The sequence below is a fragment of the Vibrio sp. dhg genome, assembly GCF_003443775.1.
In the GTDB taxonomy this organism is placed as follows: domain Bacteria; phylum Pseudomonadota; class Gammaproteobacteria; order Enterobacterales; family Vibrionaceae; genus Vibrio; species Vibrio natriegens.
Map to the genome: position 1 here is coordinate 2,598,647 of NZ_CP028943.1, position 16,445 is coordinate 2,615,091.

At 45.2% G+C, this 16,445-nt stretch carries 13 protein-coding genes; 4 read left to right on the forward strand and 9 right to left on the reverse strand.

Annotated features, from left to right (window positions below; translation table 11 throughout):
• Positions 1 to 14: 14 nt before the first annotated feature.
• The 3 genes from folP to rlmE form a co-directional block, all read right to left on the reverse strand.
• Positions 15 to 848 (reverse strand): dihydropteroate synthase, encoded by an 834-nt coding sequence (gene folP / locus DBX26_RS12015; RefSeq protein WP_065302837.1) that lies wholly within the window; start codon positions 846 to 848, stop codon positions 15 to 17.
• 52 nt (positions 849 to 900) lie between these two features.
• On the reverse strand, positions 901 to 2,880 hold the full coding sequence (gene ftsH / locus DBX26_RS12020) for an ATP-dependent zinc metalloprotease FtsH (protein ID WP_162889699.1): 1,980 nt from the start codon (positions 2,878 to 2,880) through the stop codon (positions 901 to 903).
• Between the two features lie 108 nt (positions 2,881 to 2,988).
• Complete coding sequence (rlmE, locus tag DBX26_RS12025; RefSeq protein WP_014232893.1) at positions 2,989 to 3,618, reverse strand: 23S rRNA (uridine(2552)-2'-O)-methyltransferase RlmE; 630 nt, start codon at positions 3,616 to 3,618, stop codon at positions 2,989 to 2,991.
• A gap of 138 nt (positions 3,619 to 3,756) precedes the next feature.
• On the opposite strand from rlmE, the gene yhbY reads away from it, so the two are divergent.
• Positions 3,757 to 4,053, forward strand: coding sequence for a ribosome assembly RNA-binding protein YhbY (yhbY, locus tag DBX26_RS12030; RefSeq protein WP_005380066.1), 297 nt, complete (start codon positions 3,757 to 3,759; stop codon positions 4,051 to 4,053).
• Positions 4,054 to 4,129: 76 nt separating this feature from the next.
• Here the strand turns inward: yhbY and greA are convergent, their stop codons facing one another.
• The gene (gene greA, locus DBX26_RS12035) at positions 4,130 to 4,603 is read right to left on the reverse strand and encodes a transcription elongation factor GreA (protein WP_014232894.1); all 474 of its coding nucleotides are present in this window, start codon (positions 4,601 to 4,603) and stop codon (positions 4,130 to 4,132) included.
• 535 nt (positions 4,604 to 5,138) lie between these two features.
• Here greA and DBX26_RS12040 point away from each other — a divergent pair.
• On the forward strand, positions 5,139 to 6,158 hold the full coding sequence (locus tag DBX26_RS12040) for a porin (protein ID WP_014232895.1): 1,020 nt from the start codon (positions 5,139 to 5,141) through the stop codon (positions 6,156 to 6,158).
• A gap of 194 nt (positions 6,159 to 6,352) precedes the next feature.
• Positions 6,353 to 7,774: a serine-type D-Ala-D-Ala carboxypeptidase gene (dacB, locus tag DBX26_RS12045; protein WP_014232896.1), complete on the forward strand. Its 1,422-nt coding sequence runs from the start codon at positions 6,353 to 6,355 to the stop codon at positions 7,772 to 7,774.
• Here the strand turns inward: dacB and DBX26_RS12050 are convergent.
• A complete protein-coding gene (locus DBX26_RS12050; RefSeq protein ID WP_014232897.1) occupies positions 7,753 to 8,598 on the reverse strand; it encodes a magnesium transporter in 846 nt (281 codons plus the stop codon). The two genes, dacB and DBX26_RS12050, sit on opposite strands and share 22 nt — an antisense overlap.
• Before the next feature lie 422 nt (positions 8,599 to 9,020).
• Complete coding sequence (tyrS, locus tag DBX26_RS12055; protein WP_014232899.1) at positions 9,021 to 10,208, reverse strand: tyrosine--tRNA ligase; 1,188 nt, start codon at positions 10,206 to 10,208, stop codon at positions 9,021 to 9,023.
• Positions 10,209 to 10,337: 129 nt separating this feature from the next.
• Between tyrS and DBX26_RS12060 the strand changes: the two genes are divergently transcribed.
• Entirely contained in the window at positions 10,338 to 11,627 is a 1,290-nt protein-coding gene (locus tag DBX26_RS12060) for a peptidoglycan DD-metalloendopeptidase family protein (protein ID WP_014232900.1), read from the forward strand.
• A 26-nt stretch (positions 11,628 to 11,653) separates the two neighbouring features.
• Here DBX26_RS12060 and DBX26_RS12065 read toward each other — a convergent pair whose 3' ends face one another.
• The 3 genes from DBX26_RS12065 to erpA form a co-directional block, all read right to left on the reverse strand.
• Entirely contained in the window at positions 11,654 to 14,770 is a 3,117-nt protein-coding gene (locus tag DBX26_RS12065) for an efflux RND transporter permease subunit (RefSeq protein WP_118119309.1), read from the reverse strand.
• Positions 14,771 to 14,781: 11 nt separating this feature from the next.
• On the reverse strand, positions 14,782 to 15,864 hold the full coding sequence (locus DBX26_RS12070) for an efflux RND transporter periplasmic adaptor subunit (RefSeq protein ID WP_118119311.1): 1,083 nt from the start codon (positions 15,862 to 15,864) through the stop codon (positions 14,782 to 14,784).
• A gap of 206 nt (positions 15,865 to 16,070) precedes the next feature.
• On the reverse strand, positions 16,071 to 16,412 hold the full coding sequence (gene erpA / locus DBX26_RS12075) for an iron-sulfur cluster insertion protein ErpA (protein ID WP_014232903.1): 342 nt from the start codon (positions 16,410 to 16,412) through the stop codon (positions 16,071 to 16,073).
• Between the last annotated feature and the right edge of the window lie 33 nt (positions 16,413 to 16,445).

A 16,445-nucleotide genomic window follows, 5' to 3' on the forward strand; every position in this document is an offset into this window, starting at 1 on the left:
TCCTTTGTTATTTTTTAAATATTGTTTTTCGTCATCTCAACAACTTTCATCGCTTCAAGCGTTTCTTCAAAGTCGTGTACTCGAATGATCTGTGCACCTTTCATCGCTGCAATCGTGGCACAAACCACACTGGCGTTTGTGCACTCTGCCGCAGGCTTATCCAACAGTTTAAAAATCATCGATTTACGAGACAAGCCTGCCAAGATTGGCAAGCCAAATTTATGAAACTTCTCAAGATGAGCCAGCATATGGTAATTGTGTTCTATGGTTTTGCCAAAGCCAAAACCAGGATCGAGAATGATATTTTCTCGCGCGATACCTGCGGCTTCGCACACTGCCATTCGCTCCACCAGGAACTGCTCCACTTCCTGCATGAGATCATCATATTGCGGGTTCTGTTGCATGGTTTTCGGCTGGCCTTTCATATGCATGATGCACACCGGTACATTCGCTTTTGCAGCCACTTCCAATGCACCAGGCTCAGTCAAAGAACGAATGTCATTGATAAGATCCGCACCAGCTTCAACAGACTGACGAATCACTTCTGCTTTACTGGTATCAACTGATATCCACACGTCTGGGTAGTGTGCTCTGATAGCCCTAACGACTGGAATAACTCGCTCCAGTTCATCTTCCAACGTGACTTCCGGAGCTCCCGGTCGGGTCGACTCACCGCCAACATCAATAATGCTGACGCCTGCTTTTATCATTTTCTCAACGCGTGCAAGCGCTGAATCTAGAGAATTGAACTTGCCTCCATCAGAGAAGGAATCTGGCGTGACGTTGAGAATGGCCATTACGTGTGGACGAGAAAGGTCCAGAGATTTGTTTTTTACTTTAATAATCATAATAAATACAAAAACCCCGAGCGAACTCGGGGTTTATCAATATCAACAATAGTTATTCAGAATCTTTCTTTTCTGGTGCGTCAGCTGAAGCCGCTTCTTGGGAAGTAGACTGCTCTGCATCATTATCTGCATCAGCCTTTTTCTCTTCCTCTTTTGCTGCAGGCGCAGCTTGCGGTTTATCATCAACCTGAGGTTTGTTTGAAGGGTTATCCCCCCAGCCAGCAGGTTCACGAATCTCAGCCTTACGTTCCATTAGGTCGTCGATTTGGTGCGCGTCAATGGTTTCATACTTCATTAGCGCGTCTTTCATCGCATGCATGATATCCATGTTGTCTTGCAAAATCTTTTTCGCTCGGTCGTAGTTGCGATCGATAATTTGGCGAACTTCGTCATCGATTAGCTTAGCTGTGTCATCAGACATATGTTTTGTCTGAGTTACGCTACGGCCTAGGAACACTTCACCTTCATCTTCTGCATACAGTAGAGGACCAAGTTTTTCCGAGAAGCCCCATTGCGTTACCATTTTACGAGCAATATCTGTTGCACGTTCGATGTCGTTAGAAGCACCTGTTGATACTTTATCCGCACCGTAAATCAACTCTTCCGCAAGACGGCCGCCGTACAAGCTAGAAATCATCGATTCTAGATGCTGGCGAGACATACTTACACGGTCTTGCTCTGGCAGGTACATTGTCACACCTAATGCACGACCACGAGGAATAATCGATACCTTATAAACCGGATCATGCTCAGGAACTAAACGACCAACAATCGCGTGACCTGCTTCGTGATAGGCTGTTGAAGCTTTTGTCTCTTCCGACATAACCATAGAGCGACGTTCTGCACCCATCATGATTTTGTCTTTCGCCAGCTCAAACTCAACCATAGATACGTTGCGTTTGTTGCCACGAGCAGCAAATAGCGCCGCTTCGTTAACTAGGTTTGCTAAGTCAGCACCTGAGAAGCCTGGTGTACCACGTGCAATTAGAGAAGGCTCTACATCACCCGCTAGAGGTACTTTACGCATGTGAACTTTAAGAATCTGCTCACGACCACGTACGTCTGGTAGACCTACGACTACTTGACGGTCAAAGCGACCAGGACGTAGCAATGCAGGGTCAAGAACGTCTGGACGGTTAGTAGCAGCGATAACGATAATACCTTCGTTGCCTTCAAAGCCATCCATTTCAACCAGCATTTGGTTCAGTGTCTGTTCACGTTCATCGTGACCACCACCTACACCAGCACCACGCTGACGACCTACCGCATCAATCTCATCAATGAAGATAATACAAGGCGCTGCTTTCTTCGCTTGTTCGAACATGTCACGCACACGAGATGCACCAACACCAACAAACATTTCTACGAAATCAGAACCTGAAATAGTAAAGAATGGTACTTTCGCTTCACCAGCAATCGCTTTAGCAAGCAATGTTTTACCAGTACCTGGAGGACCAACCATCAAAACACCAGTTGGGATCTTACCACCCAGCTTCTGGAAACGGCTTGGATCACGTAGGTAATCAACCAGTTCTTTTACATCTTCTTTCGCTTCATCACAGCCTGCAACATCTGCAAACGTGGTTTTGATCTGTTCTTCGCTCATCATTCGAGCTTTGCTCTTACCGAAAGACATGGCGCCTTTGCCGCCGCCACCTTGCATTTGACGCATGAAGAAAATCCATACACCAATCAGTAAGATCATTGGGAACCAAGAAATAAAGATAGTGCCGAGCAAGCTTTGCTCTTCAGGAGGCGTACCTTGCACTTTCACGTTTTGGTTAATTAGATCATCAAGAAGCTTTTGGTCATACACTGGCATGTAAGTGACCATTTTGGCACCACCGCCACGACGAACAAAGCTAATCTCACCGTCTTTAAAAGTTGCTTCTTGAATCTGGCCTTGGCCAACTTCCTGTACAAACGTGGTGTAATCCACGGTTCTGCCATTACTTTCTCCAGGGCCAAAGCTCTGGAATACCGACATCAATACGACAGCGATAACAAGCCACAGAATTAAATTTTTTGCCATGTCACTCAAGGTGTAAGCCTCTCGATAACTAATTGTAATTAAAGGTAGGGTACTACAGTTCATTAACTGTAGCCATAGTGTTAACACGCTCTTAGTAGAGCAAAATGGTTAACCTTTGTAACCAGTGGCTACTACAAAGACCTCTCGAGAGCGAGCTCGCGATGAGTCTGGTTTTCTGACTTTTACGACTTTAAACATGTCTCGGACTTCTTTCACGTACTGATCGAAGCCTTCACCCTGGAAAACTTTAACAACAAAGCTACCATTAGGCGCTAGAACTTGTCGACACATATCTAAGGCCAATTCAACTAAATACATAGCTCTAGGTTGATCGACCGAGTTATTGCCAGCAATGTTAGGTGCCATATCAGACATTACTACATCTACCATCGATGGCTGGATTCTTTCTAACAAAGCGTCTAATACCGCATCATCACGAAAGTCACCTTGTAAAAAGCTTACACCAGCAATCGGATCCATTGGTAACAAATCACACGCAATAATTTGTCCACTATCTCCTACTATTTTAGCAGCATACTGGGACCAACCACCTGGAGCTGCACCCAAATCGACCACAGTCATACCTGGTTTTAACAACTTATCTTTGGTTTGTATTTCATCAATTTTGAAATAAGCACGTGAACGGTAACCTTTTTTACGAGCTTCGTTCGCGTATTTATCATCAAAGTGTTCTTTCAACCAACGACCAGAACTCGCCGAATGTTTTTGTTTACTCATTTTAATCCTAACAAGGCACAAATAGGAGCTATTGTTTTAATAGGCGCAACCTATTACTCAATAAATTATAGTCTTCAGCAATAGATGGCGTTAAAATAGCTTTTTTCAACCCTTATTTTAAAGAAAATTGGCCGCGTAATGAACCTAAGCACCAAACAAAAGCAGCACCTAAAAGGCCTGGCTCACAGTTTAAAACCTGTTGTGCTAATGGGCGCAAATGGACTTACAGAAGCCGTGCTAGCAGAAATTGAAATCGCTCTAAACCATCACGAACTGATCAAAGTAAAAGTTGCTTCAGAAGATCGTGAGACAAAACAGCTAATCATCGACGCTATCGTACGTGAGACGGGCGCAGAAAAAGTTCAGACTATCGGTAAAGTACTTGTACTGTACCGCCAATCTGAAGAGCGTAAAATCGAAATCCCTCGTAAGTAATCACTACTTACGTTGCTGAAGAAAAGGTCGCCAATGGCGACCTTTTTATGTTTATAGACAGAGTGATGCTTTGTAATTACAGATACTCAACTCGGTCAATTTCAAAATCTTTTGCGCCACCCGGGGTTTCGATAACCACCTCGTCACCTTCCATTTTGCCAATCAAGCCACGAGCAATTGGGGAGCTAACAGAAATACGACCCGCTTTGATGTCAGCTTCATCATCGCCAACAATTTGGTAGGTTTTTTCTTCGTCAGTATCGACATCAATCAAAGTCACAGTTGTGCCAAAAATCACTTTACCTGTGTTTTCCATCTTAGTGACATCAATAACCTGTGCGACAGACAGCTTGTATTCGATATCGCGGATCTGCGCTTCACAAATACCCTGCTCTTCACGAGCGGCGTGGTATTCAGCATTCTCTTTTAAATCGCCTAGCTCACGAGCTTCTGCAATCGCTGCTGAGATTTGAGGGCGTAGCTTAAGTAGACGATCTAATTCTTCACGTAGCATCTGTTCGCCACGTAGTGTCATTGGAACTTTTTCCATTATATAACCTCATGCCCAAGTCTATTTTGGACAAAAAAACCCTACCCTGTCTGTTGACTGGGTAGTGCGTTTGAAGATGTGTTTTATCTAGTTTAAACAAACTCAGGGGCGAAATCACCCTAATTCGATATCGAGTGTCGCTATGCAACCCGCGCATAATGATGCTCGTCACTCTTTAGTTTAATTATTATTGCAATTTATTGAAAAACAACACAGTTCATTAAAGAAAAAACCTCAAAAAACATAAAATCTAATCAACTCTCAACAATCAGATAAAAACAAAAATCACTTAAATATCATAAATATAAAGCAACAATCAAAGCAATCGAACAGTGTTCACTATCCAAATTTATATCATTTTACTAACTCACCATGAAACTTTAGCGGTAAAACGTGTCCAGCAAGTTGTTCAATCAAAGACTTACCAGCGCGATGTCTTCGTGTACTAGGTACTTCTTTGAGACCAATAGCTTCTGAGAGAGAACCTCTCCCCCATACAACAATGAATTATGGACAGCTAACTAGGACAAATAAGATGAAAAAGACTCTAATTGCTCTTTCTGTATCTGCAGCAGCAATGGCAACTGGCGTAAACGCAGCGGAACTTTACAACCAAGATGGCACTTCTCTAGAAATGGGTGGCCGCGCTGAAGCACGTCTATCTATGAAAGACGGCGACGCTCAAGACAACTCTCGCATCCGTCTAAACTTCCTTGGCAAACAGCAAGTAAGTGACAACCTATACGGCGTTGGCTTCTGGGAAGGTGAGTTTACTACTGCTGACTTTGACGAAGATGGCAAAGACATCAGCGGTGAAGACTCTCTAGACACTCGTCTTGCATACGCTGGTCTAGGCGGCGCTTGGGGTGAGTTCTCTTACGGTAAAAACGAAGGTGCGCTAGGCGTTATCACAGATTTCACAGATATCATGGCTTACCACGGTAACTCAGCAGCTGACAAACTAGCAGTGGCTGACCGTGCAGACAACATGATGTCTTACAAAGGTCAATTCGAGAACCTAAGCGTTAAAGCAAGCTACCGCTTCGCAGACCGTGTAGAAAACGCTAACGGTGACTTCTCAGACAACGACCAAGACGGTTACTCTCTATCTGCAATCTACGCAGTAGCAAACACTGGCCTTGAGCTAGGTGCTGGTTACGCAGATCAAGACGAAGCTAACGAGTACATGCTTGCAGCATCTTACACTATGGGCGATCTATACTTCGCAGGTGTATTCACAGACGGTGAGAAGATGACTGACGATTTTGCAGGTACGGTTGACTACACAGGTTACGAACTAGCAGGTGCTTACACTGTTGGTCAAACTGTGTTCACAACATCGTACAACAACGCAGAGACAAACGACGAAACTTCTGCAGACAACATCGCTCTTGACGCGTCGTACTACTTCAAGCCTAACTTCCGCGGTTACGTTTCATACAACTTTAACCTAATCGACTCTGGCGACAAGTTTGGTTCTACTGGTACTAAAACAACAGCAACTAAGATCGACGCAGAAGACGAGCTAGCCCTAGGTCTACGTTACGACTTCTAATTCCAGTCTTAGACTTGAATCCTCAATGCCCGCATCTTGCGGGCATTTTTTTATCGTCAGTTAACAAACCGTGTCCTTCATTTCCTTATTATTGTCTCATTAATAATTGATGAGAAAACCATTTCTCCTTCACCTAGCATCTTGGGGGAACTTGGATATACTCAACTACATAACTCACGTCAGAAAGTGTCTCTATGCGTTTACGTTGGTCCCTATTTTTCCTTTCACTGCTATGTCCGTTAGCCACACAAGCATACCCACATCAAGAGGTGCTACCTGAAGGCGCACGGATTAGTCTGGTTGCTGAAAAACTCACTGATAATGCAGAGCTTTCTGGTATTCACCCTACCGAGCAGCTATTTCCACCAGCCAGCACGCTCAAGATAGTGACCGCTTTAGCTGCCAAGTTGGAACTGGGTGATAGCTTTAGATTTCGTACTAAACTAGAAGCCTCTAAATCAGATGCAGTGATCACCTTTGTTGGCGATCCAACTTTACAAACAAAAGACTTAAAAGATCTTCTAACCCTCGCGAAAAAGAATGGCTTAAAACGCATTGAAGGTGACTTGTGGCTCGATAACAGCGTGTTTACTGGTTATAACCGCGCAGTCGGATGGCCATGGGATATTCTTGGTGTGTGTTATAGCGCTCCAGCGTCCGCCATCACACTAAATAAAAATTGTGTACAAGCATCCATTTACACTCAAAAAGATGGTGGAACTCGGGTGTTTGTTCCCGAACATCAACCAATCCATGTAAAAAGCTCTGTAGAAACGGTAACAAGGGCCGTTCAGAAAAGTCGTCACTGTGATTTAGACCTTCTGCCCAACCCTGACAATCGTTATGAGTTAAATGGCTGTCTCGTCGCGAGAGAAAAGCCGTTACCTCTGAAATTCGCGGTCCAAGACCCTGAAATGTATACCAGCAAAAAGATCGCAACGCTGCTTGCTCAACTCAATATTGAACTTAAAGGCAGAATAAAGGTAGGTTCCGCCCCTAAGAAACAGCGTAAACTATTCGCACTGCATCAGTCTCAGCCATTGTCTGTTTTACTGGATCAGATGCTAAAACGCTCAGACAACCTGATCGCCGATACGCTGACTAAAACACTTGGCGCGAAGTTTTTTGTTCAACCCGGCAGTTTTGTCAATGGAACTGAAGCCATAAAACAAATCATCTTCGCGAATACGGGGGTCGACATTCGACAAGCACGCCTGGAAGATGGGTCTGGGCTTTCGAGAAACAATCGAATATCCGCAACCAAAATGGCAGAGATACTGCGCTACATCTGGAAGAATGAGAAACAGCTCAACCTTATTGCAATAATGCCAAAGTCAGGGGAATCGGGTACGCTTCAGTATCGACAAAGCATGCGTAATGCACCGATTAAAGGACAACTGATCGCCAAAAGTGGTTCGTTATATGGGACTTACAATATGGCGGGATATGGGCTAGATAAAAACGGCAAGCCGAATACTATCTTTGTTCAGTTTGTCTCTGATTACTTCCCAGAAAAAAGGGACGGAAGCAAGCCTGCTGTCGCCCCTATTACTAGCTTTGAAAAGTTATTTTATAGCGATGTTGTGAACTTTAGTCAGGCGATGCCTAAGAAGTAGTTCACTACCGTGAAGTAAATCCACATCCCTGATATATCGACGATTGAAGCAAGCACGGGGCTCACCAACACGGCAGGGTCCAAATTGCATGCTCGCGCTATGATAGGCAGTAGACCACCAAGCGTGGTCGAAATTGTTACTTGGATAAACAGAGCCACAGCGATCGCTAATGCTATGTCTACCAAATCAAATCCGCCATTAGGTTGTCCGCCACTAAACAGCAAAATTCGGCCGACCATCACAATAGCGATGGCTAGAGCGAGACATAACGCGACTCGGCTTTCTTTCCAAAGTACCGCTAACCACTGGCGTTTTTTCAGCTCTCCTGTTGCGAGAGCCCGAATAACCAAGGTTGCAGCCTGTGTGCCAGTATTGCCGCCAGCAGCAGCAATAACAGGCATATAGACTGCAAGTAAAACCAGTTGGCTCAACGTATCTTCATATTGAGCGATGATCAATCCCGATACGATACCGAGTAAAGCAAGCGCAATTATCCAGCCAATACGTTGCTTCACATGCTCAAATACGCCAGCAGACAAATAACCATCTGGCGTATCCACTTCAGAAATATGCAAACCCAATTGGTGCGCATAATGACGAGCACGCTTGTCATGCCCCGCTTGCTCTAACTGAGCAATAAGGCTGTTCACATAAGCAACGGAACAGTGTTGTAAAATCCCCACCGCCTCATCAATAGGCATGATAGAGAGTAACTGCAGTTGCTTATCTCGCTCGTACTGCAAAAACGCATTGCGAGCCGCACCAATTTCGACTGCAGAGAAGTTTGGTGTTGTTTCAATAAAAGTGTTGTTCATTACCGTCATGGCGAATCTCCCGATTGGCATTGGTAACGACCATCAACTACGCATGCAAAAATGACTCAGCTCATCCTTTACCGATACAGGTAAATCAGGATACGCGCAATCACGCTCACAATCGCACAGTCTATTCAGAATTTATGAAGGAAATAATAAGAAGAAACTTGAAAAGATGCCTCACCACTCAGGTAAGGCGGAGATCGCCAATACCGAAGCGGGTTATTTCGCTCCCTTAATCTTACTCACCCAACAACTGGGAGGATGGTCGGTATTGTTCATGTAAATCTCCGATAACGCTGCCATTGTTAGCAGCGAGCGTATGGTAGCAAAGTTACTCACTTTTTACAGTCTGGCTTTGTTAATATTTTGCGATTGTTTTAAACAAAAAAAGCGCCCTATTCGGCGCTTTCATTTTGCTCAGTTAATAATTACTGAATCGTAATACGAGCGAATTTACGTTTACCAACTTGGAATACGTAAGTGCCTGCTTCTGGTGTGAATTTGCTGTCTGCCACTTTCTCACCGTCAATCTTAGCCGCGCCCTGTTTAACCATGCGCATCGCGTCTGAAGATGATGGGCATAAACCCGCTTCTTTCAGTAGGTTGCTTACCGGACGACCTGCTTCGAACTCAAATTCTGGCATTTCATCAGGGATTTGGTTTTTAGCAAAACGGTTAACAAACTCTTGCTCCGCCGCATCAGCGTCAGCTTCACTGTGGAAACGTGCAATGATTTCTTTCGCAAGCAGTACTTTGATGTCACGAGGGTTCTTACCAGCTTCAACATCAGCCTTAAACTGAGCAACCTCTTCCAGCGGACGGAAAGACAGAAGTTCGTAGTAACTCCACATCAAATCATCAGAGATCGACATAATTTTACCGAACATTTCACTTGGTGCTTCGCTGATACCAATGTAGTTGTTCGCAGACTTAGACATCTTCTTCTCGCCGTCCAGACCAACAAGAAGAGGCATCATTAGTACAACCTGAGGCTTCTGACCGTGAGATTTTTGTAGCTCACGACCCATTAGCAAGTTGAACTTCTGGTCGGTACCGCCGAGCTCAACATCGGTTTCCATTGCCACTGAGTCCCAACCTTGCAGTAATGGGTACATGAACTCGTGAATAGCGATTGGCTGGCCGCCAGTATAACGCTTTTTGAAATCATCGCGTTCTAGCATTCGAGCAACTGTCTGGTTAGCTGCCAAGCGAATCATGCCTTCAGCACCAAGTTCAGATAGCCACTCTGAGTTAAATTGGATCTTAGTTTTTGCTGGGTCTAGAATCTTAAACACCTGCTCTTTGTACGTTTCTGCATTACGCAGTACGTCTTCACGGCTAAGTGGTGGACGAGTTGAGTTTTTACCTGTCGGGTCACCAACCATTGCAGTAAAGTCACCAATCAGGAACGTCACTTCATGGCCTAACTCTTGGAACAAGCGAAGCTTATTGAAAATAACCGTATGGCCCAGGTGGATGTCAGGTGCCGTTGGATCCGCGCCCAACTTAATACGTAGAGGACGACCTTCTTTTAGTTTTGCGATCAGCTCTTCTTCTGGAATCAGCTCTTCAACACCGCGCTTAATCTCGGCTAGTGCAGCTTCAATGCTCGCCATTCTTGTTCACTCCCACAGATTTGGCAAAATATAATAGCTGGACATATTACTTGAATAGCGATGCATTTTGAAACACGTTAGACTAGGTAGTTGTCATTTTTTATGTTTAATTTAGCAAACAAGTACGTCATGCATTCGATTTTTGTCCGACTTCCACTCTTGCACAAAGTATTGATCGGTTTTTTTAGTGCGCTAATCATCTTCGCACTATTCTTTTTACCCGATCCGCAAGAACTTAACCCTCAGCAAAGCCGCTTAAAAGTGGGGCAATATTATCCTGTGCCAATTTCTATGGAATTGACGACATTAAACGGGACATCGTCTACTTCCTCGGTTTTACGCTGGGAGACCTACAAAGTTAAAAATGGTGAAAGTGCGGCCATTCTCTTTAGCCGTGTCGGTCTATCAGCGCGCATTCTGCATGAGCTGGTTTCCTCAGATAAAGAAGTGGAACAGCAGCTAACCCGTCTTCGACCTGGCGACAGGCTGCAATTCGGCTTCGATGAAAACAATAACTTAGTTCAATTACGACGCACCTTGAGCGCATTCGAAACCTTCCGAATCAAGCTACAAGATGGCAAATACGTCTCTGAAATCGACAAAAAAGAGGTCGATTATCAATACAACTTTGCCGAAGCAACCATCAAATCTAACTTCTGGAATGCAGGCATTTCTTCAGGCTTAAACGCGAACCAAATCATGGAGTTAGCGGGAATTTTCGGCTGGGATATCGACTTTGCATTAGATATTCGTAAGAACGACACGTTCAGAGTCCTGTATCAGGAAGAGGTTGTCGAAGGGGAAGTGATTGGACGCGGTAAAATCATCGCGGCCGTGTTCAAAAACCAGGGGGATACCTTCACTGCGATTCTGGATGAAAAATCAGGTAAGTATTACGATGAAAATGGTCGAGCAATGAAGAAAGCGTTTTTACGCGCACCATTGGACTTCCGTCGTGTAAGCTCAAACTTCAACCCTCGCCGTCTGCACCCTGTCACGGGTAAAGTTCGTCCTCACCGAGGCACAGACTATGCAGCTCCAGTGGGTACGCCAATTTGGGCTGCAGGTGATGGTGTGGTACAGAAATCGTCATACAACAAATTTAATGGTAACTACGTGTTCATCAAACACAGTAATACCTACATTACCAAGTATTTGCACCTAACCAAACGTACCGTTAAAACCGGTCAGCGTGTTAAGCAGGGTCAAACCATTGGTACGTTAGGTGGTACAGGCCGAGTGACCGGCCCTCACTTACACTATGAGTTCCTGGTTAACGGCGTGCACAAAAACCCACGCACGGTTAATTTACCTCAATCAAAATCGTTAACTGGGCAAGCAAGACAAACCTTCTTAGCCAATGCAAAAATCAACATGGCTAAGCTCGACCGATACAGCGAGCTTCTAACCATGAAGTAAGCGGCTCGAACAGGGAAAGAGGCGATTTATGTCGCCTCTTCCTCTGAACTCGTCACCTCATCAGATAAGTGCTCTTTGCCTAGCATAAGCAGGCAGGGAGTTAACACCAGCGTCAGCAATGTAGCAAATGCAAGCCCACCTGAAACAGCGGTTGCTAACTGAGACCACCACTGGGTACTTGGCGCACCGAATTCGATTTTCTGATTAATCAAATCGATGTTCATCTCCAGCACCATTGGCAGCAGGCCAAGAATCGTCGTGATCGTTGTAAGTAATACCGGGCGCAGACGCTGCACACCTGTTCTTAGGATCGCATCACGCTTATCCAACCCTCGTTTACGCAGCTGATTGTACGTATCAATTAAGACGATGTTGTTGTTCACTACAATGCCCGCTAATGCAATCACGCCAATACCCGACATAATCACACCGAAAGGTTTCTGGAATATCAACAAGCCCGCAAAAACGCCAACTGTCGAAAACAATACCGCACTCAGAATAAGAAACGCTTGGTAGAAACTGTTGAACTGAGTAATTAAGATCAGAGCCATACCAACCAGCGCCACGATAAATGCGTTGAGTAAGAAAGCAGAGGAATTTTCCTGCTCTTCGTTCTGACCTCGGATTTTAAACTCGACTCCCTCAGGCAAGGTTAACTCTTTGAGCGCTTCTTCAACTTTAGGCAGTTCAAGCGCCAGGTTGTAACCTTCTCTAATGTCTGCAAACACGCTGATCACTCTATGCCCATCGACACGACGGATCGTATCCTGTTTATGTTCAGGAATAATGCTGGCGAAATTGGTGATCGGAACCAGTCCAGCAGCGGTTTTAACCCGCAACTGATCAAAGCGGCCAATATCACGCTTATCCTCTGGGTAGCGCACTAATATATCGACTTCCTCTGAGGAGTCATCCGGCAGATAATCTCCCAACTTTAAGCCGTTGGTAACAAACTGCACTGTGTTACCAACTAATGTCGCATCTGCTAAGAAGCGAGCGGCATCATCACGGCGAATATCGATCTGCCAGTCAATACCGTCTTTGCTTGAGTTATCACTGATATTGGTAAATGCAGGGTAAGCATCCGCCCAATGACGAACGATTTTCGCGCCTTCGTCTAAGCCACTGAGCGTTGAACCAGACATTTCAATAACCAAGTCGTGCTCAGTTGGTGGACCCGCCTCCGGAAACTTGTACTCAATTTCCACCCCAGCATACTGGTCTGTGGTTTGTTTCAGTTCATCGATAATGGCTTTCACCTTACGACGATACTGCCAATCCACAGGCGTGATCTGGATTAAACCAATCTCATCATCGCCACCTGTTTTGGTGTAAATACTTTCAAACTCATCATGCCCCAACATCACCGATTCAACATCGCGCATGATTTGGTCTTTCTCATCGATAGATAAATCACCGTACGAGCGCACTTTAACCGTAAAAAATGGTGGGTCGACTTCAGGGAAAAACTCTGCACCTAGTCCCGCTTTAACGTAAGTAAAACCAACGCCGACCGAGAGTAAGATAGCACTCAGCAAGATCTTTAACGGGTGACGCAACGCAACATTCAGCGTCTGGTAATACAGCTTAGTAATACCCGTAGCTTTGTCATAATCGCCTTCATGCAGAGCCAGCATTTTCTCGTGTTGGATAGGCGATACATTTTGAGGTTTACCGATAAGGCTACCGAGCACTGGTACGAATAACAGTGCCATCGCCAACGAAGCGGCCAACGTCGCGATCAATGTCAGCGGAAGATACTTCATAAACTCGCCAGTAACATCCGGCCAGAATAATAGCGGAGCAAAGGCTGCCAACGTCGTCGCTGTCGAAGCCGTGATCGGCCAAGCCATGCGCTTTGCAGCATCTCGATAAGCTTCTTTACGCGGCGCTCCTTCCTGCATGCGACGATCGGCAAACTCGGTGACCACTATCGCCCCATCGACCAGCATACCGACCGCCATTATCAGCGAGAACAAGACGATAATGTTCACGGTCAGGCCAAACACGGAGAGCACCAGCAAGCCTGTGAGGAATGAACCAGGAATCGAAATACCGACCAGTAGCGCTGTGCGAACACCAAGAATCGCAATAATCACAATTACGACTAAGATGATCGCCGACAAGATGTTGTTCTGTAGGTCGTTGAGCATCATCTTGACATCATCTGACTGGTCTCTCGTGTATTTCACCAGCAGGTTATCCGGCCATTGCTCTTGATTTTGAGCTTCGGCCATCACCGCTTTGATTAGATCTACGGTCTCGATGATGTTTTCGCCCGCACGCTTTTTAACATCGAGCACAATCGCGGACTTACCATCCAAACGTGCATAGCTTTCCGGATCACGGAATGCACGTCTTACCGTCGCCACATCTCCAAAGGTAATGACTTGTTTACCATCGACTTTAACCGGCAACTCAAGCACATCTTTTAGCGTCTCAAACACCGACGGTACTTTGACCGAAAATCGGCCGTAACCAGTATCAACAAACCCCGCCGCCACCACACGGTTGTTTAACGCGATCAAGTTATAGATACTCGCCTGATCTAGACCATAACTTTCCATCAACAACGGATCGACGATGATCTCAACGATGTCTTCTCGGTCACCCGCGATATCCACTTCCAGGATCTGTCTGTAGCTTTCCAGCTTGTCTCTTAATTGGCGCGCAAGATGTACAATGGTTCTTTCTGGAACGGTTCCGTAAAGCACCACCGACAAAGCTGCTTCTTCAGACGCTAAAGTGACTTCATTGACGGTAGGCTCATCACTATCGGCAGGCAATTTAGGCTTTGCCAAGTCAACCGCATCACGCACTTCTGCCATAGCTCGATCAAGGTCGACGCCTACGCTGAACTCTAGCACTACCGACGCATGCCCTTCAGATGCGGTTGCGGTCATATCTTTAACCCCTTCGATAGAACGCAACTCCTGCTCTATCGGACGCACGAGCAAGCGTTCTGCATCGGTAGGTGAGATACCTTGGTGGCTAACAGAAACATAGATAATTGGAATGGTGATATCAGGGCTCGATTCTTTCGGAATCGTCAGATAGGTAAGCACGCCAGAAATCAGAACAAAGACCAGCAGTACCATCATCGTACGTGCGCGAGATAAAGCGGCGTCGATCAAACGTAACATATCAACCCCACTTACAATTCTTGCTTAACGGCAATCACGTCATCACCGTCACGTACAAAACCCTGACCTGTGGTGATAATGTCGGCTCTATCCCCCAGCCCTGTCAGCCAAACACCATCTTGTTCTGCTTTAACCAATTGAATGGGGATAAATTTTACTTTTTTATTTTCTAGTACTTTGACACCTAAAATACCGGCTTCATCGAGTGCCAGCATCGCTGGAGTTAACTTGATCGCTAATTGTTGTTTGAGGTTTAAATCAACCTCGGTGCTTATCCCTGCGGGAATCAACTGTTGAGGATTTGGTAGTCGGATTTCAATTGGGAAAGTGTTAGTCGCTGGTGAGGACACCCGTGAAACATAACTCACCGTGCCTTCAACCGTGTCACCAGAAATAAACTTAACTTTTGCAGGCTGATTTAATGACAAGTCCTGAATGTGGCGCTCACTGACGTCCGCCTCAATCACCAAGTGAGTGAGATCAATAATCGTCGCAACCGGATCGCCAACACCGACAAAATCACCCACTTCGATAAATAGATGATCGAGAATACCGCTGAACGGTGCGATGACATTGGTATTTCTCAACGCAATCTTAGCGTTGGTGACTTGCGCTCGAGCCTCTACTAAAGAAGCTTCTGCATTACTAAATGCGACCTCCCCTTGTAGTCCTTTATTTTTTAAAGATTTTGCCGCGTTGAATTCCTTTTCACGGACTTTGAGTAGTGCATGCGCACGCTCCAATTGGATATCGAGATCGCCTTTATCAATTTGCGCTATCACTTGTCCTTGCTTAACCGACTCGCCTTTTTCAACCTTAAGCGCAATGATCTTACCGGCAATCTCCGCACCTAGATTAGCCTGTCTGTCTGGTGCGGTACGGCCGTACAACTCGATCGTTTTATAGGTATTTTGTGCGGTAAATGTTTGGTAGGAGACTTTTGCCAGAGGAATATCTTGCGATGCACGCTGTGGTGACACATCGTCGGCTTGAAGTGAGCCAAGTCCTAACCAAGCAGACATTAATAAAATAATGAGCAACGACACGATATAAGGTCGTTCAGCGAAAAATCGCGTAAAGGGGAAGCTAGCCATAATAATCTCTTGCAATAAGTAATGTTGCGAGAATTAATTCAATATACAAATCAATCTTAGTCGAATAATTTATGATACGAATTAACTTTCTAAAAAGAAAATAATAGCGGCTTGGATTCTTAACTACGTCGCAATTTCAGGAAATTCATCAATACATAAAACAAAGGCTGCAAAAATGCAGCCTTATGAATAACTTATACGGGATATTAAACGCTAAATGATGCACCACAACCACAAGTGGTCGTTGCATTCGGGTTATTTACGAAGAAGCGTGCTCCCTCCAACCCCTCAGTGTAATCCACGATGCCGCCAATAAGATATTGTAAGCTCATTGGGTCAACAACCAGTGTTACGCCACTATTTACGATGGTTGTATCACCATCATTTACGTTCTCATCGAAAGTGAAACCGTATTGGAAACCGCTACAGCCACCACCAGTGATGTATACGCGCAGTTTCAATGCTGGGTTTTCTTCTTCTGCAATCAGCGCTTTAACGCGAGATGCTGCAGCATCGGAAAAAGATAATGGTACGTTTACTTCGCTCACGAAAAACCTCTCTCACTCGTGTAATGCGTCGAG

What these genes read in the sequence shown, in the direction of transcription:
- yhbY (WP_005380066.1), top strand. Translation starts at nt 3,757, where the DNA reads ATGAACCTAAGCACCAAACAAAAGCAGCACCTAAAAGGCCTGGCTCAC.
- DBX26_RS12070 (WP_118119311.1), bottom strand. Translation starts at nt 15,864, where the DNA reads ATGGCTAGCTTCCCCTTTACGCGATTTTTCGCTGAACGACCTTATATC.
- greA (WP_014232894.1), bottom strand. Translation starts at nt 4,603, where the DNA reads ATGGAAAAAGTTCCAATGACACTACGTGGCGAACAGATGCTACGTGAA.
- rlmE (WP_014232893.1), bottom strand. Translation starts at nt 3,618, where the DNA reads ATGAGTAAACAAAAACATTCGGCGAGTTCTGGTCGTTGGTTGAAAGAA.
- DBX26_RS12040 (WP_014232895.1), top strand. Translation starts at nt 5,139, where the DNA reads ATGAAAAAGACTCTAATTGCTCTTTCTGTATCTGCAGCAGCAATGGCA.
- dacB (WP_014232896.1), top strand. Translation starts at nt 6,353, where the DNA reads ATGCGTTTACGTTGGTCCCTATTTTTCCTTTCACTGCTATGTCCGTTA.
- ftsH (WP_162889699.1), bottom strand. Translation starts at nt 2,880, where the DNA reads ATGGCAAAAAATTTAATTCTGTGGCTTGTTATCGCTGTCGTATTGATG.
- DBX26_RS12050 (WP_014232897.1), bottom strand. Translation starts at nt 8,598, where the DNA reads ATGACGGTAATGAACAACACTTTTATTGAAACAACACCAAACTTCTCT.
- tyrS (WP_014232899.1), bottom strand. Translation starts at nt 10,208, where the DNA reads ATGGCGAGCATTGAAGCTGCACTAGCCGAGATTAAGCGCGGTGTTGAA.
- folP (WP_065302837.1), bottom strand. Translation starts at nt 848, where the DNA reads ATGATTATTAAAGTAAAAAACAAATCTCTGGACCTTTCTCGTCCACAC.
- DBX26_RS12065 (WP_118119309.1), bottom strand. Translation starts at nt 14,770, where the DNA reads ATGTTACGTTTGATCGACGCCGCTTTATCTCGCGCACGTACGATGATG.
- DBX26_RS12060 (WP_014232900.1), top strand. Translation starts at nt 10,338, where the DNA reads ATGCATTCGATTTTTGTCCGACTTCCACTCTTGCACAAAGTATTGATC.